Raw genomic sequence first — 22,735 nt, forward strand, 5'->3', positions numbered from 1 at the left:
GATCAACAACGCCCCGAATAATGCGGGGCGTTGTTATTCGTTGGTTTTCGGCAATATTTGACGCTGCTATTCGCTGTGACAAGGCTGAATATAGATGGCATCTGACGGAAAACGGCCATCCTGACTGGGATGCTGGCGGTGTAACCGGCACAAGTCCTGAAAAATACTGATCGCTGTGACTGTAAAAGGTTCTGCCTGCCAGCTATCATCCTGCTTAACCTCAATCATCACATTGTCTCCCTGGCTGACGTGCTCAGGCAAGCGAATATCGTAGGTATGGCTGAATGCCAGCAACCAGTAGCTATCGATGGTCACCAGGCGGCCTTCGCCCGGCGTAGATACCGAATAGACATAGTCCAGTTGTTGTGCTTTGGCTACGCTGACCGTCACCATTGTCATTAACGTGAAAGCGACATAAAACCTGAACATAACCGCCACCTGCAAGCACTCTTTCTAACACTATAGTGATTACAGCTGGTCAGTATTTTCTTAACTCAGCGACAGAGCGGCTTAAAGTTCATCACCCAGGTCGCCGCTGGTATCCGCTTCACCCTGCAAACTCGCCAGTAAACGATTCAGCTCCAGAGTCGCAAACCTGTGCTCAACAAACTCGTAGACATTGCCGGCTAAAGCCAGTTTATACAGCTGAACCGCTTCCGCATACTGGTTGTTATGCTGATAACGCTTGGCCATATAGAAATAGCTCTCGGTCAAACGCTCCGCCATCTGCTCATTGGTTTCACTGTCTTTCACTATGCCATCAAGAAGCTGTTGTTCCGTTTCGCCGCCAAGCAGCATACCGGCAATGTTCCAGCCCCAGTCTTCGCGTTCTGCCCGGTCAAATCGATTCTGAAGATTTTGTTTGGCTTTGTCTGGCTCTGATTCCAGTTCGACCATATACAGCCAGATAGCACGGTATGGATCATTAGGATCCTGCTGATAATGTGCCAGTAGATCTTGTTTGGCTAAGTCAAACCGACCGCCATAATACAGCGCGATACCGCGGTTTCGTTGTGCAAACGGATGGCTGATATCCAGTTCCAGCGCAGAGTCAAACGCCTCGTAGGCCGCATCAAAATGCGCACTCTGAGTAAAATACACCCCAAGAATATTAAAAATATCAGGCTGCGCGGGATACAGAGACAGCGACTGGTTAAAGTCCAGTCGGGCCAGATCACGCAAGCCAATACCATCATGAAGCAGCCCGCGCTCATAATAGATCTGCGAACGGGTTTCATCGTTCAGATCACTGCGTCCCAACAGCTGATCAATACGTGCTAACTGGATTTGTTGCTGTATGGTTGGCTGCAGCGGGACCGCAACCAACGGCTGCTCCCAGCTGGAATAGGTACTTGTCGAACACCCTGCCAACATAACGGCCATCGCAATGGCTACGTACTTACACCTCTTTGCAAACAATGCCATTCTCCCCTGCCCGTGTGAACCAGTTGCTGCTCATCAACACTTGATGAGCCAAAGGTAGCGATTCGGTTTTGATAGTTCATTGGTATAAAAAAGGGGCCATCACAGCCCCACTTTTATTACTTCATGAAGATAGGCTTATCCAGATGGATTAAGCATCTTCACCAGCGGCTGGTGCCTGCTCAGGTTGTGCTTCCTTCATGCTCAGACGGATGCGGCCCTGACGGTCGATTTCCAGTACTTTGACCTGTACTTCCTGACCCATTTGCAGGTAATCAGAAACCTTCTCAACACGCTCCTGAGCGATTTGAGAAATATGTACCAGACCTTCTTTTGTACCGATAACAGAAACAAAAGCACCAAAATCAACAATTCGCACTACTTTACCAGTATAGATGCGGCCAACTTCAACGTCTGCGGTGATTTCTTCGATACGGCGAATCGCTTCTTTCGCAGCAGTCCCTTCGGTTGCTGCAATTTTCACTGTACCGTCGTCTTCGATCTCAATCGTTGTACCGGTTTCTTCGGTCAGTTGACGAATCACAGCACCGCCTTTACCGATCACATCTTTGATCTTCTCTGGATTGATCTTCATTGTGTGGATACGAGGAGCAAACTGAGAAATGTCATCGCGAGCAGTGCTGATTGCCTGATCCATCACACCCAGGATGTGAATACGGGCGCCTTTAGCCTGGTTAAGAGCAATCTGCATGATCTCTTTGGTAATACCTTCGATCTTGATATCCATCTGCAGTGCAGTAATACCGTCGTTAGTACCGGCCACTTTAAAGTCCATGTCACCCAGGTGATCTTCATCGCCCAGAATGTCAGACAGAACCACGAAATCGTCGCCTTCTTTCACCAGACCCATAGCGATACCCGCTACAGATGCTTTGATTGGCACACCCGCGTCCATCAGAGCCAGTGACGTACCACAGACAGACGCCATAGAAGACGAACCGTTTGATTCAGTGATCTCAGATACCACACGTACAGTGTACGGGAACTCGTCAACTGATGGCATTACCGCCTTGATACCACGCTTAGCCAGTTTACCGTGGCCGATTTCACGACGCTTAGGAGAACCCACAAAGCCAGTTTCACCTACACAGTATGGAGGGAAGTTGTAGTGCAGCAGGAAGTGTTCTTTACGCTCACCGGTCAGCTCATCCAGGATCTGTGCATCACGCTGGGTACCCAGAGTGGCAGAAACCAGTGCCTGAGTTTCACCACGGGTAAACAGTGATGAACCGTGAGTACGTGGCAGTACACCAGTACGAACGTCCAGAGCACGAACCATGTCTTTTTCACGGCCATCAATACGCGGGTTACCGGCAATGATGCGGCTGCGAACCACGTTCTTCTCCAGAGAGCCCAGCATGTCGCGGATTTCGCGCTCATCCAGTGCGGCATCTTCAGCCAGCAGCTCAGCTACTACGTCAGCTTTGATGGCGCCGACTTTCTCGTAACGTGCCATCTTCTCAGTGATTTGGTAAGCATCAGTCAGGCGACCTTCCGCTTTTTCAGCTACGCGGGCTTTCAGTTCGGTGTTCACGGCCGGAGCCACCCAATCCCACGCAGGTGTCGCTACTTCAGCGGCGAATTCTTTAATAGCATTAATAACAGTTTGTTGCTGATCATGACCAAAAACAACCGCTTGCAGCATTTGCTCTTCAGTCAGGCGGTCCGCTTCTGATTCAACCATCAGAACGGCGTTATCTGTACCGGCAACAACCAGATCCAAACGGCTCTCAGCCAGTTCTTTGTTGCTTGGGTTCAGCACAAGCTGGTCATTGATGTAACCCACACGGGCCGCACCGATTGGGCCGTTGAAAGGAATACCTGAGATAGCCAGAGCTGCCGAGGTACCGATCATGGTCACAATGTCTGGATTCACGTCTGGGTTAACAGAAACCACAGTCGCAATTACCTGTACTTCGTTTTTGAATGCATCAGGGAACAACGGACGAATTGGGCGGTCAACCAGACGGGCCGTCAGGGTTTCATTTTCAGAAGGACGGCCTTCACGTTTGAAGAAACCACCCGGAATTTTACCGGCAGCGTAGGTACGCTCCTGGTAGTTAACAGTCAGAGGGAAAAAGTCCTGGCCTTCTACCGCTTCTTTTTTGCCCACAACAGAAACGAAGACGGAAGTGTCATCCATGCTTGCCATAACAGCAGCAGTAGCCTGACGCGCCATCACACCGGTTTCCAGTGTTACGGTATGGTTGCCGTACTGGAAGGTTTTAACGATAGGATTCACGTGAATTTCCTTAAAATATTGATCTGCTTTTCTATTTGCGTCTGTAAGTATATCCGACACAGCAAAAAGCGTCATGTGAAGTGGGGTACTTTAAAGCACATTTCACGCATCGCGACTAATGGCAAAAGCCGATTTGGGCAGCCTCTGTCAATAGCCGCGACCTCTAGGTCGACGAAAACGACTCGTGAACGCTATTCAGTACCGTTTTAAAACAACTTTCCCGTCAGAGATTGGCATCTCCGACCGGCAGATGCAAAAAAGAAAGGAGCCAATCGGCTCCTTTCTTCCAGCAATCTTAGCGACGCAGACCCAGACGCTCGATCAGAGACTGGTAACGACCCAGATCTTTGCCTTTCAGGTAGTCCAGCAGCTTACGACGGCGAGAAACCATGCGCAGCAGACCACGACGGCTGTGGTGATCGCCTTTGTGCTCGGCAAAGTGACCTTGCAGGTGGTTGATCTGTGCAGTCAGCAGTGCAACCTGAACTTCAGGTGAACCCGTGTCGTTTGCGCCTTGCGCGTATTCAGCAACGATAGTTGCTTTAGTTTCTGCATTCAGAGACATAACTCATTCCTAATACAAAATAGTAAAATTTGTGCCAGCCAATCTCTGATTCAGCCGACACCCGAGCCGCGAATTATACGCACCTGTCCGGAAGGCCGCAAGCGGAATATGATTCACCGGACAGGCCGCTGAGCGGCTTATTTCTCTTGCTCAGCCTGGTCCCGATTGGCCAGCACCCGCTTAGGCGCCACCATGTTTTCGGCATTGATTTCACCCACACCGATGAAATCACGTTGCTCACCGGCCGTCAGCCGAACCAATGTACCGGCATCAGGCACACGGCCGGCCTGAACTGGCTGGCCATTGAGCACATAACTGGCGACACCCGGCAATAAATTCACTTCCGGCAAATCCTGTACCGCGGAGTCTGTTGGCAACAGCAGCGGATCCAGCAGCTCTTTGGGCTGAATATCCTGCTCTCTGGCCTGCTCCAGCAGCGCTTCGAGCTGTTCCAGCGTGACCATTTTGTCTAACGGGTACTTAGACACACCGATACGGCGCAGATAAGTCACATGTGCGCCGCAGCCCAGCATCTCGCCCAGATCATCAACGATAGTGCGGATATAAGTACCTTTCGAGCAATGGACTTCCATCTCAACTTCGTTGTCGCTAAAGCGCAGCAGTGAGATTTCATACACTGTAATATCGCGGGCTTCACGGGGGACTTCTTTGCCTTCACGGGCATATTCGTACAACGGACGTCCCTGATATTTCAGCGCCGAGAACATAGATGGAATTTGCTTAGTTGTACCACGAAATTTAGCGATACAACGTTCCAGCAAACCACGATCTACCTTCACTTCACGCGTTTCGACCACTTCGCCATCCGAGTCCGAGGTATTAGTTCGCTCGCCCAGCTTGGCAATGACCCGATAACGTTTATCTGAATCCAACAGGAACTGGGAAAACTTGGTCGCTTCTCCCAGGCAGATTGGCAGCATACCCGTCGCAAGCGGATCCAAAGCACCGGTGTGGCCTGCTTTTTCCGCAAAAAAGATACGTTTTACTTTTTGCAGGGCATCATTGGATGTGATGCCGCCCGGCTTATCCAGCAGAAGAACACCGTCTACCGGACGCCCTTTACGACGACGCGCCATCAGTTATCCTCACCTTCATCCTTAGGTTCGTCAACGCGGCGTGCTTCGTCATCACGAACAACCTTGCTTACCAGGTTGGAGATGCGCATGCCTTCGGTCAGTGACTGGTCAAAAATAAAGTTTAACTCAGGTGTCACTCGCAGACGGATTTGCTTACCCAGCAGTGAACGAATGTAAGGCGCCATTTCGCGCAACGCTTCCAGGCTGTCTTCCGGTGTTTGTTCACCGATAGTCAGGAAGGTGACATACACTTTGGCGTAACCCATATCGCGGGAGACTTCCACGCTGGAAATTGTCGCCATGCCAATACGGGGATCTTTAATTTCGCGTTGCAGAATCACTGCCAGCTCTTTTTGCAGCTGCTGAGCAACACGTTGTGTACGGCTGAATTCTTTAGCCATTTGATTCTCTCTCTAAAAGTCGGCCGCCTACCTCGACACAAAGGGGAGCCGAAGCTCCCCAGTGTTCATTCCAGGTCAGCGAGCAACCTGATTAATCCAGCGTACGCTGAATTTCAACGATTTCGTAAACTTCAATCTGGTCACCAACGCGAACATCATTGTAGTTCTTCACGCCGATACCACACTCGTAACCGTTCTTCACTTCTTGTACGTCATCTTTAAAGCGACGCAGTGATTCCAGTTCACCTTCGTAAATAACAATGTTATCACGCAGTACACGAATTGGGTTGTTGCGCTTGATGGTACCTTCGGTAACCATACAACCGGCAATCGCACCCAGTTTCGGTGATTTGAACACATCACGTACTTCAGCCAGACCGATGATTTCCTGCTTGAACTCAGGCGACAGCATACCGCCCATTGCTGCTTTCACTTCATCAATCAGCTGATAGATGATGGAATAGTAGCGCAGATCCAGGTTCTCAGCTTCGATCGTCTTACGGGCAGACGCATCAGCACGGACGTTGAAGCCCAGCAGAATAGCGTTAGACGCGGCAGCCAGTACAGCGTCAGTTTCAGTGATACCACCTACGCCAGAACCGACGATGTTCACTTTCACTTCTTCTGTCGACAGCTTACGCAGTGAATCGGCAATCGCTTCCACAGAACCCTGTACATCAGCTTTCAGTACAACATTCAGCTCAGCAACTTCACCTGCAGTCATGTTGGAGAACATGTTCTCCAGCTTGGCTTTCTGCTGGCGGGCCAGTTTCACATCGCGGAATTTACCTTGACGGTATAGTGCCACTTCGCGCGCTTTACGTTCATCACGTACAACAGTCGCTTCGTCACCCGAAGACGGTACACCGGACAGACCCAGTATCTCAACCGGGATAGACGGACCCGCTTCTTCAATTTCACGACCCAGCTCATCACGCATAGCACGTACGCGACCATATTCCAGGCCACACAGTACGATGTCGCCTTTGCGCAGCGTACCTTCCTGAACCAGCACAGTCGCAACCGGACCACGGCCTTTATCCAGGCGGGATTCAACCACCACACCTTTCGCCATGCCTTCAGAAACGGCTTTCAGTTCCAGCACTTCCGCTTGCAGCAGAATAGCTTCCAGCAGACCATCGATGTTCGTACCCTGCTTGGCAGAGATGTGAACAAACATGTTCTCGCCGCCCCATTCTTCCGGCATAACGTCGTACTGGGCCAGCTCGTTCTTCACGTTGTCTGGGTTAGCATCTTCTTTATCGATCTTGTTCACAGCAACGATCAGCGGTACGCCTGCCGCTTTGGCATGCTGGATCGCTTCGATTGTCTGTGGCATGACGCCATCGTCTGCAGCAACCACCAGAACAACGATATCCGTTGCCTGCGCACCACGGGCACGCATGGCGGTAAACGCGGCGTGTCCAGGCGTATCCAGGAAGGTGATCATACCGTTATCGGTTTCAACGTGGTATGCACCAATATGCTGGGTAATACCACCGGCTTCGCCTGCCGCAACGTGCGCTTTACGGATGTAATCCAGAGTGGATGTCTTACCGTGGTCAACGTGACCCATGATAGTCACAACCGGAGCACGTGGAACAACAGCCAGATTCTCGTCACGGTCAGAGAGTACAGCTTCTTCCAGCTCGTTCTCTTTACGCAGGATAACCTTGTGACCCATTTCTTCAGCAACCAGCTGAGCAGTTTCCTGATCGATAACCTGGTTGATAGTGGCCATCGCGCCAAGCTTCATCATCACTTTAATGACTTCAGCTGCTTTCACCGCCATCTTGTTCGCCAGCTCTGCAACAACGATGGTTTCACCGATCACAACATCAGCTTTAGCAACAGTGGCTGTTTTATCGAAGCCATGGCGCATTGACGTAGGCTTGCTCATCTGCTGCTTGCCACGACCACGTTGATTGCGGCCGCCACGTTGAGGCATCGCACGCTCACGCGGTTCATCACCCTTAGGACCGCTAGCGGCTTTTTTCTTCTTAGCACGGCGGCGGGATTCTTCCTCGCGGCGGTCTTGTTCATCTTCCGCCGCACGGGCATAGGTAGAGGTAGTCGTGTGGTAGTCTGATTGTTCCATAGCACCTGTTTCCTGGTCCTTTTTCGACCAGTTCTTTTCATTGATTTCTGCCATTTTGCGTGCCTCTTCTAGCTGACGCTGACTTTCTTCCTCGGCTTTACGCTTGGCTTCCTCTTCCCGGCGGCGTTGCAGTTCTTCAGCTTCTTTTTTAGCTTGTTGCTCAGCAGCACGCTTCGCTTTCTCTTCTGCCTGGCGTGGATTGTCCTCCACAGCATCACGATTAGCTTGCTTTTCTGACTGCTGGGCTTTTTCTTCTGCTAGGCGTTTTGCTTCCGCTTCACGCTTGGCTTTTTCTTCGGCTTCACGCTTAGCCCGCTCTTCAGCTTCGCGTTTCGCTGCTTCTTCTGCAGCACGCTTGGCTTCCTCTTCAGCCTTGCGCGCTTCTTCAGCACGCTGCTCTTCTTCAAGGGCTGAACGCTTGACATAGGTGCGCTTTTTACGCACCTCTACTTGAATGTTTTTACTCTTTCCGCCTGTACCCGAGACGCTCAGCGTACTACGGGTCTTGCGTTGCAGAGTCAGGCGGGTCGGTGCCTCGTCAGTGTTGCCACCGTGCTCTTTCTTCAGGTGGCTCAACAGAGACTCTTTTTCCTGTTGGTTGACACTGTCTTCAGCTTTTTTGCTGATACCAGCATCGGCAAACTGTTGAAGCAAACGATCAATCGGGGTACCGATTTCTTCGGCAAGTGCCTTAATTGAAACCTCTGACATGCTGCTCCTCCCTTGCTAATTAATTATGCTTCGTCGCTGAACCAGCAGATATTACGGGCAGCCATGATCAATTCACCCGCGCTGGTTTCATTCAGGCCTTCGATGTCCAGTAGGTCATCAGTACCTTGGTCAGCCAGATCTTCCAGCGTACAGATACCTTTAGCGGCCAGTTTGAACGCCAGTTCGCGTTCCATACCATCCAGGCTCAGCAGGTCTTCGGCAGGCTCAACCCCATCCAAAGACTCTTCCTGCGCAAGGGCAATAGTGGTTAGTGCTTCTTTCGCACGGTTACGCAATTCGTTAACCGTATCTTCGTCCAGGCCGTCAATTGACATTAATTCCTGAACAGGTACATAGGCTACTTCTTCCAGGCTGGTAAAGCCTTCTTCAACCAGAACAATCGAGAATTCTTCATCGATTTCCAGGTATTTAACAAACAGATCAATCGACGCCTGCGCTTCGGCCTGGTGCTTTTTCTGCAGATCTTCCACAGTCATCACATTCAGTTCCCAGCCAGTCAGGACAGATGCCAGTCGAACGTTTTGACCGCTACGGCCAATGGCCTGGGCCAGATTGTCTTTCTCAACCGCGATATCCATGGTGTGGTTGTCTTCATCAACGATGATAGAACTCACCTCAGCAGGTGCCATTGCATTGATAACGTACTGAGCGGCGTTTTCGTCCCACAGTACGATATCAATACGCTCACCACCCAGTTCACCGGATACCGCCTGAACACGCGCACCACGCATACCAACACAGGCGCCGACAGGGTCGATACGTTTGTCATTGGTTTTCACTGCAATCTTGGCACGAGAGCCAGGATCACGGGCTGCGCCCATCAGTTCAATCATCTCTTCACCGATTTCCGGTACTTCGATGCGGAACAATTCAGACAGCATTTCAGGCTTGGAACGAGTCATGAACAACTGGAAACCACGCGCTTCCGGGCGCACAGCATACAGCAGACCACGTACGCGGTCACCTGGACGGAAGTTTTCACGTGGCAGCTGGTCTTCACGCAGAATCACAGCTTCAGCGTTATTACCCAAATCAACAATGATGGCATCACGGTTAACTTTCTTAACCACGCCAGTGATCAGCTCACCTTCATTATCGATAAACTGTTCAACGATCTGTGCACGCTCAGCTTCACGCACTTTCTGTACGATAACCTGCTTTGCTGTTTGCGTGGTGATGCGGTCAAAGGTCACAGAATCGATCTGCTCTTCAACATAATCACCCAGCTCTACAGTTTCATCGTCATACTGCGCGGCTTCCAGAGTAATTTCCAGAGTTGGCGCCGTTACTTCATCCACGGCTTTCCAGCGACGGTAAGTATCGAAGTCGCCCGTTTTACGGTCAATCGCTACACGGACGTCAATTTCTGCTTCGTACTTTTTCTTTGTTGCTGTTGCCAGTGCGATCTCCAATGCTTCAAAGATACGCTCACGCGGAACAGCTTTTTCGTTGGATACCGCTTCAACGACAGCCAAGATTTCTTTGTTCATTTCTAATGCCCCAATTTAGCGGTTAGAATTTTGGAACCAGGTTGGCTTTGGCAATATTGCTAAGCGCAAAGGTTTCTTCATCGCCTTTCACGTTCAACGTGACCAGCTCGCCGTCAACGGCAACAATGTCACCTTTCCACTTACGGCGATTGTTCATCGCCATTTTCAGGACCAGGCTGACCTCGTGGCCAATAAACTGCTCATAATGTGCCGCTCTGAACAGCGGACGATCCAGACCCGGGGAAGAAACCTCCAGGTTATAAGCAACAGTAATAGGATCTTCGACATCCATCACTGCACTGATCTGACGGCTCACGTCGGCACAATCATCGACTGTGATACCGTTTTCGTGGTCAATGAACACACGCAATGTGGAATGTTCACCCGCACGAATAAACTCCAGACCCACCAGTTCATAGCCCAAGGCAGTAACTGGCGCTTCCAGTAGTTCAGTTAGTTGCATCTCTAAAGCGGTCAAGACAACCCCCTGGAAACAAAAAAAGGGCATTAAAGCCCAGTAGATACCTGAATGGTCATGTTTCAGATAATAAAAAACCCCGAATTACGGGGTTTATTATCTCTGGACCCTGATAGCTAAAACCTCTTTAAGGTTATAGCAGAAAAACGAAATCGATTCTGTTCCGGGAATCGTCGTCTTTCAAAACTCGGTTATGGAGCCGGTTTAATCTGGGCGGCAATCCATCGATGGCCTGAGAAAATAACTCAAACCTTCGTCCAAGTTGGTTGCGGGGGCCGGATTTGAACCGACGACCTTCGGGTTATGAGCCCGACGAGCTACCAAGCTGCTCCACCCCGCGTCCGTAATTCTGAGAGCGATTATATCCCTCAGTGGTTACTCTTTCAAGTAACGGAAACAATGGTGCCGAGAAGGGGACTTGAACCCCTACACCTTACGGCACTAGCACCTCATGCTAGCGTGTCTACCAATTTCACCATCTCGGCAAATCTGTTAATTACTGAGGAATATCGCTATTTACAGGCGCTTGCTCAGTTGTATCAACAGGTTGTTCTTGCTGTGCTGGGGCACTTAAGTTTTCCCAGCCACTTGTTGAATCCGCTTGTTTTGCGCTTAAATTGCCCAGAACCAAGCTGATCACAAAAAATACAGTTGCAAAAATTGCAGTCATTCGGGTCAAAAAATTACCTGAGCCGCTGGCACCGAACAACGTTCCTGATGCACCAGCCCCGAATGAGGCTCCCATATCTGCGCCTTTACCCTGTTGAACCAGAACCAGGCCAATTACACCAAGCGCAGCCAACAGATAAATCACAAGTAGAATTTCGTACATGGGTTCCACCTATGTTCCATAGTGTTGTGCCGGCTTTGCAACAGCAGTGCCAGCGCACCCCTTTGTCAGGAGCGAGGGAATACTAGCGAATGCCGACAGGAGTGACAAGCGATTTTTCTCAGATTGTAGTGATTGATGAATCGCTTGTGTAATAAATAAACAGTTTACAGAGTAGGATTCCGGTTACACACTGACAAACCGGAATCCCTTTCAAGGCAAACGGTTAACAGCACTCTTTCACAGCAGCAGCGATCGACAAAGCCGAATCACTCACCAGTGCACCATCTTCCCCTTCCACCATGACACGAATGAGGGGCTCAGTACCAGATTTTCGTAATAATACACGGCCACGCTCACCGAGTTTAGCTTCAGCGGCGGCTTTGGCAGCCAGTACCGCCTCAGATTCCAATGGGTTGGAATCGCCAGAAAAGCGTACATTTTCCAGCACTTGCGGGAACATTGTCAGCCCCTCACACAAAGCTTTGAGTGACAGTTTACTGCTGACAATAGAGGCCATAACCTGCAGACCAGCCACTATGCCGTCACCTGTCGTCACTTTGTCCAGCACTATGACATGGCCAGAGTTTTCCGCGCCTATGGTCCACTGGTTTTTGACCAGCTCTTCCATCACATAGCGATCGCCGACCTGAGCGCGAACAAACGGGATACCCAGGTTTTTCAACGCCAGCTCCATCCCCAGGTTTGTCATTAATGTACCTACGACGCCCCCTTTCAGTTCACCACGACGTAACGCATCACGAGCAATGATATAGGCAATCTGGTCACCGTCGACTTTATTACCGTCTTCATCGACCATGATCACCCGGTCACCATCACCATCCAGTGCAATTCCGAAATCCGCTTTTTCCTGCAGGACTTTAGCCTGCAAGGCGCGGACATCCGTCGCCCCGACCTCGGCGTTGATATTGATACCATTTGGCTCACAGCCCAGGGTGATAACTTCCGCACCCAGCTCGCGGAACACGTTCGGCGCAATGTGATAAGTGGCGCCGTGGGCGCAGTCGACAACAACCTTATAGCCTTCCAGGCTCAAATGAGAAGGAAAAGTTCCCTTACAAAATTCGATATAACGGCCGGCCGCATCATTAATCCGATAGGCTTTACCAAGACTGGCCGATTCAACACAGACCAGTTCTTTATCCATTTCGGCTTCGATAGCAGCTTCTACAGCGTCAGGCAGCTTGGTTCCCTCAGACGAGAAGAACTTGATACCGTTGTCATAATAAGGGTTATGAGAGGCCGAAATCACGATGCCTGCTTCGGCACGAAATGTCCGCGTCAGATAGGCCACGGCAGGTGTCGGCATTGGCCCGGTAAAGGCGGCTTGCAAACCTGCGGCGGCCAATCCGGCTTCCAGAGCAGATTCCAGCATATAACCGGAAATACGGGTGTCTTTGCCAATAATGACTTTTTTGGTGCCCTGCTGTGACAACACGCGGCCCGCCGCCCAGCCCAGCTTCAATACAAATTCAGGGGTGATGGGTGACTGGCCAACACGGCCACGGACACCATCGGTGCCGAAATATTTACGTTCAGCCATTAATATTCGCTCCTAGCGCTTTATTTTCCTGTTCAAGCGTCATACGGCAGACAGCCAGTACATCCTGTGTTTCACGGGTATCATGAACACGGATAATCTGGGCGCCCTTCATGGCTGCAATTGCAGCGCAGGCCAGGCTCCCTGCCAGTGCTTCCGCAGGTGTTTTATTCAGTAATTTACATATCATGGATTTTCTGGACATTCCTACCAGCAATGGTAAGCCAAACTGATGGAACTGGTCCAAATGTGCCAGCAACTGATAATTGTGCTCCAGGGTTTTACCAAAACCGTACCCAGGATCCAGCAACAGTTGATCACGACGAATACCGGCTTTTTCACAGGCTTGAATGCGCTCCGCAAGAAACGCATTCACATCTGACAGCAGGTCATCATAATGCGGCTGATGCTGCATTGTACGCGGTTGCCCCTGCATATGCATTAAACAAATAGGGACGCCGGCAGCTGCAGCGGCTTCCATCGCGCCCGGCTCAAGCAGTGCGCGGATGTCATTGATCAAATCGGCCCCGGCGTTGACGGTTTCTGTCATCACTTGCGCTTTGCTGGTATCAACAGATATCCAGCAATCAAATCGTTGGGCAATCGCTTCCACGATTGGCACAACACGGTCGAGCTCTTCCGCGACTGACACATCAGCCGCACCGGGTCGTGTCGATTCACCACCAACATCAATGATACTGGTCCCGACAGCCAGCATGGCTTCAACATGCCTTAAGGCATCGTCCAACTGATTGAATTTACCGCCATCAGAAAATGAATCCGGAGTGAAATTAAGGATTCCCATGGCATGGGGGAAAGAAAGGTCTAACGTTTTATCTTTGCTTTTCAGTAACAAGGCCCATTACTCCTGACTGGGGGAGCGCTCATACTTTACCGAGGCTCGCTTGTTTCTTAACAACTGAGAATATCTGATACAGCAGAAACAAAAAACCCCGAGTCGCCCCGGGGTTTTATATTCACCGCCAGGCATCAGGCCTGCGGTTTATCGTTTTCTTCGCTGTGGTGTGGCTGAACCTGCTCAGGCTTTTCAGCCGGCTTGTTACTGGCCGCATCACCGGCTGTGTCTTGTGACTCAGGAGCTTCCGCTTTCAGGGTGTCGTCTTTGTCACCCCAGCCTTTAGGGGCGCGAATTTCAGGTTTACGCTCCATCAGGTCGTCAAGCTGACCAGCATCTATGGTTTCATACTTCATCAACGCATCTTTCATTGAATGAAGAATATCCATATTGCCTGTCAGAATTTCACGAGCACGCTCATAGTTACGGTCGATAATGGCACGAACTTCAGTATCAATGGTACGTGCAGTGTCATCAGACATGTGTTTTGTCTTCGTCACAGAACGTCCCAGGAATACTTCGCCTTCATCTTCGGCGTACAACAAAGGACCCAGTTTATCCGAGAAGCCCCACTGAGTGACCATTTTACGGGCAATCTCAGTCGCACGCTCAATATCGTTTGATGCCCCGGTAGAGACTTTTTCTACACCGTAGATTAACTCTTCTGCCAGCCGGCCACCGTACAAGCTGGAAATCATCGACTCCAGATACTCTTTAGAGTGGCTGACGCGATCCTGCTCCGGCAAGTACATGGTCACACCCAGTGCACGACCCCGAGGGATAATGGACACTTTATAAACCGGGTCATGATCCGGTACCAATCGGCCGATAATGGCATGGCCCGCTTCGTGATAAGCGGTCGATTCTTTCTGCTCTTCAGACATCACCATAGATTTACGCTCAGCGCCCATCATGATCTTGTCTTTCGCCAGCTCGAATTCCACCATAGACACAGTACGTTTGTTGCCACGGGCAGCAAACAGCGCCGCTTCATTAACCAGGTTGGCCAGGTCAGCACCAGAGAAGCCTGGTGTACCACGGGCAATCAGTGATGGTTCAACATCACCATCAAGCGGTACCTTGCGCATATGCACTTTCAGGATTTGTTCACGGCCACGCACATCAGGCAGACCAACAACAACCTGACGGTCAAAACGACCAGGACGCAACAGAGCCGGGTCCAGAACATCTGGTCGGTTGGTAGCTGCAATCACGATAATACCTTCGTGACCTTCGAAACCATCCATTTCCACCAGCATCTGGTTAAGTGTCTGCTCACGTTCATCGTGACCACCACCAACGCCCGCACCACGCTGACGACCTACTGCATCAATTTCATCGATGAAAATAATACAAGGTGCCGCTTTCTTCGCTTGTTCAAACATGTCACGGACACGGGATGCACCCACACCGACAAACATTTCGACGAAATCAGAACCAGAGATAGTAAAGAATGGGACTTTTGCTTCACCGGCAATGGCTTTGGCCAGTAAGGTTTTACCCGTACCAGGAGGACCTACCATCAGCACACCGGTTGGAATTTTACCACCCAGTTTCTGGAAGCGGCTAGGATCACGCAGGTAATCCACCAGCTCTTTCACGTCTTCTTTGGCTTCATCGCAGCCAGCAACGTCGTTGAAAGTTGTTTTAATCTGGTCTTCACTCATCATGCGCGCTTTAGACTTGCCGAACGACATGGCACCTTTGCCACCTCCGCCCTGCATCTGGCGCATAAAGAAAATCCAGACCCCGATCAGTAACAGCATTGGGAACCAGGATATGAAGATTGAAGCCAGTAAGCTCGGCTCTTCGGGTGGTGTCCCAACCACTTTTACATTGGCATTAATCAGATCGTCCAGCAGTTTCTGATCATTCAGGACAGGCAAGTAAGTCACATAACGGGTGTTATCACGCTTAAATACCGTAATTTCACGATCACTGAACCGTACTTCCCTAATCTGATCCTGACCGATTTCCCGGACAAAAGTCGTATAGTCGACTTGACGGCCAGCACTATCTCCCGGACCGAAGCTCTGAAAAACAGACATCAGCACCACGGCGATGACTAACCACAAAATCAAGTTTTTTGCCATGTCACTCAAGGTGTTAACCTCGCGATAACTTTAAAGATGAATGTAGGGTACTACAGTTTATAACCTGTAGCCACAATATAGACTTCACGGGAGCGATCCCTGGATGAGTCTGGTTTACGGATTTTAACTGCCTTGAACATGCTGCGCACCTCGGCCAGATACTGATCGAAGCCTTCGCCCTGGAAAACTTTTACCGCAAAACTTCCATTGGGCGCAAGCACCTGCCTGCACATATCTAATGCTAGTTCAACAAGATACATTGCTCTAGGCTGATCTGACGCCAAATTACCGCTCATGTTCGGCGCCATGTCAGACAAAACAACATCAACCATATCAGGCTGAATTCGCTCAAGTAATGCATCCAGCACAGCTTCTTCACGGAAGTCGCCCTGTAAAAAGCTCACACCAGGCAGGGAGTCCATCGGCAGAATATCACAGGCAATCACTTGCCCTGAATCACCAACAACACTGGCCGCATACTGAGACCAGCCCCCGGGTGCAGCACCCAGATCGACAACTGTCATCCCTGGTTTTAACAACTTATCTTTACTCTGGATTTCCTCCAGTTTGAAAATGGCTCGGGAACGGTAACCCTTTTTCTGGGCTTCCATGACATACTTATCATCAAAATGTTCCTTCAGCCAGCGTCCAGAACTGGCAGAATGTTTCTTTTTACTCATGCATTACCCAATGCGAATCAACCCAACAGCCGATGGTTCCCGTTCTGGTTCAGCAGTACTACTTTTACTGTGGCCCAGAGTTGGCAGGAACACCAGCGTAACGAAACAACGTTAGTCATATTGACTAGATGGCGTTAGAATACCCTGTTTTCAACCCTTGTTATAGATATTGAGTCACCATGAATCTAAGCACCAAACAGAAGCAATACCTGAAAGGCCTTGCTCACAGCCTCAAGCCTGTCGTCCTGATGGGCGCCAACGGCCTGACTGAAGCCGTGCTGTCAGAAATCGAACTGGCCCTGAACCACCATGAACTGATCAAGGTGAAGGTTGCCGCTGAAGAGCGCGAAACCAAGCTGTTGATTGTGGATGCCATCGTTCGTGAAACTCAGGCAGAAAAGGTACAGGTTATCGGTAATATCCTGGTGCTGTACCGTCAGTCGGAAGACAGGAAAATCGAACTACCACGCAAATAAAAAAGGCCGCCAACGCGGCCTTTTTTATTTTTCAAGGCCCGGTTGCTGTTACATTTATTAACAATAAAGCACCAGGCCCTGACCATTAAACGTACTCGACCTTTTCGATCTCAAACTCTTTTCGGCCGCCAGGTGTGGCAATACTGACTTCATCACCTTCCTGTTTGCCAATCAAACCACGTGCAATTGGCGAATTAACCGAAATCAGTCCTTTCTTAATGTCAGCCTCGTCATCCCCTACGATGCAGTAGGTCACTTCACCGTCAGTATTCACATCCAGCAAAGTCACTGTTGAGCCAAAAATCACTTTTCCATGGTTCGTCATCTTGGTGACATCAATAACCTGAGCAACCGACAACTTATACTCAATATCGCGAATCTGTGCTTCACAGATCCCTTGCTCCTCTCGGGCTGCGTGATACTCCGCATTTTCTTTCAGGTCACCCAGCTCACGAGCTTCAGCAATGGCCTCTGTAATCTGTGGACGACGTTTCATCAAGGCGTCCAGCTCTTGACGCAGCTGCTTTTCGCCGCGGACTGTCATTGGGATCTTTTCCATAAAGTAATCTACCTCGAAACGCCAGAAAAGCAGGATTGCTTTTCGGACAAAAAAAAAGCCAGCCCAGCACAAGTCTGGGCTAACGCATGAATAGAAGAAACGGCTTTTCTGGCTAACAAGATACCTAATACAAGGCCTAGGATGCAACCTCTGTCTACAGCTTGCTGTTTAGTCGCTGTCTATCCGTGACATTTCGTCGTTTTCTGCCCGGTAATACGGCCGCCAAAAGCCGCCTTTACCGTATATCCTGATGCACATACGTACAGTATGCGGGGTATGAAAATATATCTTACAGGATAATAACGAACTTTCATTGCCACCCCGCTCTCTTACCCCCTATGATTCCCAGTTAGGTTTACAACGGCTCGTCACCATTATGAAAAAGAAAGTTGGCTTATTTTTCGCTGCACTCGTGTTATCCCATTCGGCATTTGCCGAGTTTTCTCCTGATGCGGCGATGACATCACTTCCCTCAGGGCATGATCTGGCTCTCATTATCACTGACCCAGCAACAGGCAACACCATTTTCAGTCAGCGGGCTGAACAATTGCAGGCTCCCGCCAGCACTCAGAAGCTGCTGACGGCATTAGCAGCCAGGCTGTATCTGGAGCAGAATTTTCGCTTTACCACTCGGCTCGAGCAGAACAAAGCGAACTATATTATCCGCTTCAGTGGCGATCCAACGCTATCGCGTGGAGATCTTGCTGCTATGTTGCACACTCTGAAACAAAAAGGCGTGCATCGCATCAAAGGGAATATCTACCTCAACGGCAGCCAGTTTACCGGCTACGAGCAGGCATCCGGCTGGCCCTGGGATAGCCTTGGCGTCTGTTACAGTGCCCCGTCCAGCAGTATCACCCTGGAACACAACTGCGTTCAGGGCGCCTTATACAGTGACCGGCCACTGGGCCAACTGACCCGGCTTCATATCCCTGCCCATCAGCCCGTCAGTGCCACCAGCCTTGCCAAAGTCGTCAGCAAAGCGCAGCAAAAATCCACCTTCTGCTCTTTGGAGCTGCAAACCCAGCCCGGCAACCATTACCAGCTCAACGGGTGTCTGCCCCAGCGGGACAAGCCCTTACCGCTGAATTTCGCGGTCGTGGATACCGAGGCCTATGTCCGCGATGTGCTGCTGCAAGAGCTCGACAGAAAAGGCATAGCTTTTGAGGGGCAAATTCTGCGCGATGATACTCAGGCAGGCAAGGTGATCACCAGCCACAGTTCAGCCCCTTTACCGGTATTGCTCAAAGTCATGCTGGAAGATTCTGACAACCTGATTGCCGACAACCTTGCCAAAACCCTGGGGCAGCGCTTCTACGATCAACCGGGCAGTTTTCACAATGGCACCGAAGCAATAAAACAAATCATAGCTGAGCATACCGGTATCGATCTGAGCCGGGCGGTACTGGCCGACGGTTCTGGCCTATCCCGGGACAACCGCATCATGGCCAGCGATATGATGAAAGTAATGGCTTACATCTATCAGCATAATGACAGCCTGAACCTGCTTGCTGACTTACCTATTTCTGGCGAAACAGGCACCCTGCGTTACCGCCAGAGTATCCGGCATGAGCCGCTGAAAACTCGGCTGGCGGCGAAGTCAGGCTCTCTCTACGGCACTTTTAATTTAGCCGGCGTGATGACTGCCAAGTCCGGCAAACCATTATTATTTGTTCAGTTTGTCACTAACTATCTGCCACCTGACAAAGCAGAAGATGCCCCGGCGGTGACACCGGAGATTTTCAGGTTCGAACGTCAGTTATATACAGATCTGTATGAGTCGTTTTAACCAGGTTCGGGTCTGAACCGCGAACTGCCGTTACAGACGGCACAAAAAAAGCCCGTCGTTTCGCAACGACGGGCTTGTTATGGCTTTGCCAGCGGGCTGTTATGCCTCGTTCAGTCTTGCATGAAGCTCTTGTACTGACGTCACCTTATTACGGTCATCCGCAGTCAGTGCCATACAGGTTGCAAACGCAGCGTTCAGAGTAGTGGTGTAATTCACCTTCTCCAGCAACGCACCGCGGCGCAGCACTTTAGAATCTTCAATCGCCTGACGGCCTTCTGCTGTGTTGATGATATAGCTGTACTCGTTGTTCTTGATACGGTCAAGAATATGAGGACGGCCTTCATGCACCTTGTTCACCAGACGTGGGTTAATACCCGCTTCGCCCAGAATCACCGCAGTGCCGTGAGTCGCATCCAGCTCATAACCCAGCTTCACCAGCTTGGCAGCCAGGTCGACCACACGACGTTTGTCGTTATTACGGACAGACAAGAGTGCGCGGCCTGCATTTTCACGGCTGTGCTCTTTACCGCAGCCCAGTTCAGCTTTAGCAAACGCTTCAGCGAAAGTATCACCGACACCCATCACTTCACCGGTTGAGCGCATTTCCGGGCCAAGCAGCGGGTCTACACCCGGGAACTTGTTGAAAGGCAGCACTACTTCTTTCACTGAGTAGTAAGGCGGAATGATTTCCTTGGTGAAACCCTGCTGTTCCAGTGTCTGGCCGGCCATCACGCGCGCGGCGATTTTCGCCAGTGGAGCCCCCGTTGCTTTAGAGACAAAAGGTACAGTCCGCGCAGCACGAGGGTTAACCTCAATCAGGTACACTTCGTTGTCTTTCACTGCAAACTGGGTATTCATCAGGCCGCGAACACCCAGCTCAAACGCCAGCTTCTCAACCTGACGACGCATTTCATCCTGAATTTCCTGGCTCAGGGTATACGCAGGCAGCGAACAGGCTGAGTCACCTGAGTGAACACCCGCTTGCTCGATATGCTCCATGATACCGCCGATCACCACACGCTCGCCGTCACAGATGGCATCCACATCCACTTCCGTGGCATCGTCCAGGAAGCGATCCAGCAGCACAGGCGATTCGTTCGATACGCTGACCGCTTCGTTGAAATAACGGCGCAGGTCATTTTCATCGTACACGATTTCCATCGCACGACCGCCCAGTACATACGAAGGACGTACCACCAGAGGGAAACCGATTTCTTTCGATTTCTCAACAGCCTGCTCCATCGCTGTAACTGTCGCATTTTCCGGCTGCTTCAGGCCCAAACGCTCAACAGCAGCCTGGAAACGTTCACGGTCTTCGGCGCGGTCAATTGCATCAGGGCTGGTACCGATAATCGGCACACCTGCCGCTTCCAGTGCACGAGCCAGTTTAAGCGGCGTCTGACCACCGTACTGAACGATAACGCCTTTAGGCTTCTCGACGCGCACAATGGCCAGCACGTCTTCCAGTGTAACCGGTTCGAAATACAGACGATCCGAGGTGTCATAGTCTGTAGAGACTGTCTCAGGGTTACAGTTCACCATAATGGTTTCGTAACCGTCTTCGCGCAGCGCCAGAGAAGCATGTACACAGCAGTAATCGAATTCGATACCCTGCCCGATACGGTTCGGGCCGCCACCCAGTACCATGATCTTGTCGCGATCTGTCGGGTTGGCTTCACACTCTTCGTCATAAGATGAGTACATGTAAGCCGTGTCTGAAGAGAACTCTGCCGCACAGGTATCAACACGCTTGTAAACCGGGTGGATATCGTGACGGTCACGTTCTTTGCGAATTTCCAGCTCAGCAACACCCAGCAGTTTAGCCAGTCGGGCATCCGAGAAGCCTTTGCGCTTCAGCTTACGCAGGAAATCACCGGTCAGCCCCGCAAAACCGTCTTCTTTGACCTTGGCTTCCATTTGTACGATCTCTTCAATCTGTACCAGGAACCAGCGGTCAACATTCGTCAGGTTAAAGACGCCATCCACAGACAGTCCGGCACGGAAGGCATCGGCGATGTACCAGATACGCTCAGCACCGGCTTCTTTGAGCTCGTGACGAATCTTAGTCAGCGCTTCAGGATCGTCCAGATCCACCATTTCATCAAAGCCGTTGGCACCCACTTCCAGGCCACGCAGTGCTTTTTGCAGTGACTCCTGTTGGTTACGGCCGATGGCCATCACTTCACCTACAGACTTCATCTGAGTGGTCAGACGGTCGTTCGCACCCGCGAACTTTTCAAAGTTGAAGCGTGGGATCTTAGTTACGACATAATCAATGGTTGGCTCGAACGAAGCCGGTGTCGCGCCACCAGTGATGTCGTTCATCAGCTCATCCAGAGTGAAACCTATCGCCAGCTTGGCAGCCACTTTGGCAATCGGGAAGCCGGTCGCTTTCGATGCCAGGGCAGAAGAGCGTGAAACACGCGGGTTCATCTCAATGATAACCATGCGGCCATCTTTCGGGTTAATACCGAACTGGACATTTGACCCACCGGTCTCCACACCGATTTCGCGCAGTACGGCCAGCGAAGCGTTACGCATCAACTGGTATTCTTTGTCCGTCAGCGTCTGGGCTGGTGCGACTGTGATGGAGTCACCGGTGTGGATACCCATAGGGTCGAAGTTTTCAATGGCACAGACGATGATGCAGTTGTCGTTCTTATCACGAACCACTTCCATCTCGTACTCTTTCCAGCCAATCAGTGACTCGTCAATCAGCAGTTCGTTGGTCGGTGATAAGTCCAGACCACGGCGACAGATTTCTTCAAATTCTTCTTTGTTATAGGCGATACCCCCGCCTGTGCCACCCATAGTGAATGACGGACGGATGATACAAGGGAAGCCGACCATATCGAGGACTTTGTAGGCTTCTTCCATGCTTTTCGCGGTATCGGCGCGCGGACACTCCAAACCAATCGACTTCATGGCTTTATCAAAGCGCGAGCGGTCTTCGGCTTTGTCAATCGCATCAGCCGTTGCACCAATCATTTCTACGCCGAACTCGGCCAGTACGCCGTGACGCTCCAGATCCAGCGCACAGTTAAGTGCAGTCTGGCCGCCCATTGTCGGCAGGACTGCATCAGGACGCTCTTTTTCAATGATCTTGCGAACCACTTCCCAGTGGATAGGCTCAATATATGTCGCATCCGCCATTTCCGGATCGGTCATGATAGTGGCCGGGTTCGAGTTCACCAGGATAACGCGGTAACCTTCCTCACGCAGCGCTTTACACGCTTGAGCACCCGAATAGTCGAACTCACACGCCTGGCCAATCACGATAGGACCGGCACCCAGGATCAGAACACTTTGTATGTCAGTACGTTTTGGCATCGTTTACTACTCCGGC

18 protein-coding genes and 2 tRNA genes are annotated in these 22,735 nt (G+C 50.9%); 2 read left to right on the top strand and 18 right to left on the bottom strand.

From position 1 onward, the window contains the following. Positions 1–66: 66 nt before the first annotated feature. From D6M16_RS09790 to rlmE, 16 genes are all read right to left on the bottom strand, one after another. Entirely contained in the window at positions 67–429 is a 363-nt protein-coding gene (locus tag D6M16_RS09790; protein WP_120511621.1) for a hypothetical protein, read from the bottom strand. Between the two features lie 81 nt (positions 430–510). After that, positions 511–1,425 carry a lipoprotein NlpI gene (gene nlpI / locus D6M16_RS09795; RefSeq protein WP_120511622.1) on the bottom strand — a complete coding sequence of 305 codons (915 nt, stop codon included), beginning with the start codon at positions 1,423–1,425 and terminating at the stop codon, positions 511–513. A 148-nt stretch (positions 1,426–1,573) separates the two neighbouring features. Beyond that, positions 1,574–3,685: a polyribonucleotide nucleotidyltransferase gene (pnp, locus tag D6M16_RS09800; protein WP_027253064.1), complete on the bottom strand. Its 2,112-nt coding sequence runs from the start codon at positions 3,683–3,685 to the stop codon at positions 1,574–1,576. A 295-nt stretch (positions 3,686–3,980) separates the two neighbouring features. Beyond that, the gene (gene rpsO, locus D6M16_RS09805; protein ID WP_027253065.1) at positions 3,981–4,250 is read right to left on the bottom strand and encodes a 30S ribosomal protein S15; all 270 of its coding nucleotides are present in this window, start codon (positions 4,248–4,250) and stop codon (positions 3,981–3,983) included. 137 nt (positions 4,251–4,387) lie between these two features. Continuing rightward, positions 4,388–5,347, bottom strand: coding sequence for a tRNA pseudouridine(55) synthase TruB (gene truB / locus D6M16_RS09810; protein WP_120511623.1), 960 nt, complete (start codon positions 5,345–5,347; stop codon positions 4,388–4,390). Next, positions 5,347–5,748 (bottom strand): 30S ribosome-binding factor RbfA, encoded by a 402-nt coding sequence (gene rbfA / locus D6M16_RS09815; protein WP_027253067.1) that lies wholly within the window; start codon positions 5,746–5,748, stop codon positions 5,347–5,349. The genes truB and rbfA overlap by 1 nt, the downstream gene beginning before the upstream one ends. Before the next feature lie 91 nt (positions 5,749–5,839). Beyond that, positions 5,840–8,557 (bottom strand): translation initiation factor IF-2, encoded by a 2,718-nt coding sequence (gene infB / locus D6M16_RS09820; protein ID WP_120511624.1) that lies wholly within the window; start codon positions 8,555–8,557, stop codon positions 5,840–5,842. Between the two features lie 23 nt (positions 8,558–8,580). Beyond that, positions 8,581–10,068: a transcription termination factor NusA gene (gene nusA / locus D6M16_RS09825; protein ID WP_027253069.1), complete on the bottom strand. Its 1,488-nt coding sequence runs from the start codon at positions 10,066–10,068 to the stop codon at positions 8,581–8,583. A gap of 22 nt (positions 10,069–10,090) precedes the next feature. After that, positions 10,091–10,546 carry a ribosome maturation factor RimP gene (gene rimP, locus D6M16_RS09830; protein ID WP_027253070.1) on the bottom strand — a complete coding sequence of 152 codons (456 nt, stop codon included), beginning with the start codon at positions 10,544–10,546 and terminating at the stop codon, positions 10,091–10,093. Between the two features lie 263 nt (positions 10,547–10,809). Further along, positions 10,810–10,886: transfer RNA gene (locus D6M16_RS09835), tRNA-Met, on the bottom strand. A gap of 60 nt (positions 10,887–10,946) precedes the next feature. Next, positions 10,947–11,031 (bottom strand) — tRNA-Leu (locus D6M16_RS09840). An 11-nt stretch (positions 11,032–11,042) separates the two neighbouring features. After that, a complete protein-coding gene (gene secG / locus D6M16_RS09845) occupies positions 11,043–11,378 on the bottom strand; it encodes a preprotein translocase subunit SecG (RefSeq protein ID WP_120511625.1) in 336 nt (111 codons plus the stop codon). Between the two features lie 223 nt (positions 11,379–11,601). After that, positions 11,602–12,939, bottom strand: coding sequence for a phosphoglucosamine mutase (gene glmM / locus D6M16_RS09855; RefSeq protein ID WP_120511626.1), 1,338 nt, complete (start codon positions 12,937–12,939; stop codon positions 11,602–11,604). Then, positions 12,932–13,792 (bottom strand): dihydropteroate synthase, encoded by an 861-nt coding sequence (gene folP / locus D6M16_RS09860; protein WP_120511627.1) that lies wholly within the window; start codon positions 13,790–13,792, stop codon positions 12,932–12,934. The genes glmM and folP overlap by 8 nt, the downstream gene beginning before the upstream one ends. Positions 13,793–13,926: 134 nt before the next feature. Continuing rightward, positions 13,927–15,885, bottom strand: a complete 1,959-nt coding sequence (gene ftsH / locus D6M16_RS09865; protein WP_162940967.1) for an ATP-dependent zinc metalloprotease FtsH — start codon at positions 15,883–15,885, stop codon at positions 13,927–13,929. A 50-nt stretch (positions 15,886–15,935) separates the two neighbouring features. Beyond that, the gene (gene rlmE, locus D6M16_RS09870) at positions 15,936–16,565 is read right to left on the bottom strand and encodes a 23S rRNA (uridine(2552)-2'-O)-methyltransferase RlmE (RefSeq protein WP_027253075.1); all 630 of its coding nucleotides are present in this window, start codon (positions 16,563–16,565) and stop codon (positions 15,936–15,938) included. 179 nt (positions 16,566–16,744) lie between these two features. On the opposite strand from rlmE, the gene yhbY reads away from it, so the two are divergent. Then, positions 16,745–17,041, top strand: coding sequence for a ribosome assembly RNA-binding protein YhbY (gene yhbY, locus D6M16_RS09875; protein WP_027253076.1), 297 nt, complete (start codon positions 16,745–16,747; stop codon positions 17,039–17,041). Positions 17,042–17,126: 85 nt separating this feature from the next. Here yhbY and greA read toward each other — a convergent pair whose 3' ends face one another. Beyond that, complete coding sequence (greA, locus tag D6M16_RS09880; protein ID WP_027253077.1) at positions 17,127–17,600, bottom strand: transcription elongation factor GreA; 474 nt, start codon at positions 17,598–17,600, stop codon at positions 17,127–17,129. Positions 17,601–17,976: 376 nt separating this feature from the next. On the opposite strand from greA, the gene dacB reads away from it, so the two are divergent. Next, a complete protein-coding gene (gene dacB / locus D6M16_RS09885; protein WP_120511629.1) occupies positions 17,977–19,389 on the top strand; it encodes a serine-type D-Ala-D-Ala carboxypeptidase in 1,413 nt (470 codons plus the stop codon). Between the two features lie 99 nt (positions 19,390–19,488). Here dacB and carB read toward each other — a convergent pair whose 3' ends face one another. Then, entirely contained in the window at positions 19,489–22,719 is a 3,231-nt protein-coding gene (carB, locus tag D6M16_RS09890; protein ID WP_120511630.1) for a carbamoyl-phosphate synthase large subunit, read from the bottom strand. Positions 22,720–22,735: the final 16 nt, after the last annotated feature.

Source organism: Photobacterium salinisoli, from assembly GCF_003614885.1.
Classification (GTDB): domain Bacteria; phylum Pseudomonadota; class Gammaproteobacteria; order Enterobacterales; family Vibrionaceae; genus Photobacterium; species Photobacterium salinisoli.

Coding starts and splice junctions, on each gene's coding strand:
- glmM (WP_120511626.1), bottom strand. CDS start 12,939: ATGGCTGAACGTAAATATTTCGGCACCGATGGTGTCCGTGGCCGTGTT.
- secG (WP_120511625.1), bottom strand. CDS start 11,378: ATGTACGAAATTCTACTTGTGATTTATCTGTTGGCTGCGCTTGGTGTA.
- greA (WP_027253077.1), bottom strand. CDS start 17,600: ATGGAAAAGATCCCAATGACAGTCCGCGGCGAAAAGCAGCTGCGTCAA.
- D6M16_RS09790 (WP_120511621.1), bottom strand. CDS start 429: ATGTTCAGGTTTTATGTCGCTTTCACGTTAATGACAATGGTGACGGTC.
- nlpI (WP_120511622.1), bottom strand. CDS start 1,425: ATGGCATTGTTTGCAAAGAGGTGTAAGTACGTAGCCATTGCGATGGCC.
- nusA (WP_027253069.1), bottom strand. CDS start 10,068: ATGAACAAAGAAATCTTGGCTGTCGTTGAAGCGGTATCCAACGAAAAA.
- yhbY (WP_027253076.1), top strand. CDS start 16,745: ATGAATCTAAGCACCAAACAGAAGCAATACCTGAAAGGCCTTGCTCAC.
- dacB (WP_120511629.1), top strand. CDS start 17,977: ATGAAAAAGAAAGTTGGCTTATTTTTCGCTGCACTCGTGTTATCCCAT.
- truB (WP_120511623.1), bottom strand. CDS start 5,347: ATGGCGCGTCGTCGTAAAGGGCGTCCGGTAGACGGTGTTCTTCTGCTG.
- carB (WP_120511630.1), bottom strand. CDS start 22,719: ATGCCAAAACGTACTGACATACAAAGTGTTCTGATCCTGGGTGCCGGT.
- rpsO (WP_027253065.1), bottom strand. CDS start 4,250: ATGTCTCTGAATGCAGAAACTAAAGCAACTATCGTTGCTGAATACGCG.
- rbfA (WP_027253067.1), bottom strand. CDS start 5,748: ATGGCTAAAGAATTCAGCCGTACACAACGTGTTGCTCAGCAGCTGCAA.
- ftsH (WP_162940967.1), bottom strand. CDS start 15,885: ATGGCAAAAAACTTGATTTTGTGGTTAGTCATCGCCGTGGTGCTGATG.
- rlmE (WP_027253075.1), bottom strand. CDS start 16,565: ATGAGTAAAAAGAAACATTCTGCCAGTTCTGGACGCTGGCTGAAGGAA.
- infB (WP_120511624.1), bottom strand. CDS start 8,557: ATGTCAGAGGTTTCAATTAAGGCACTTGCCGAAGAAATCGGTACCCCG.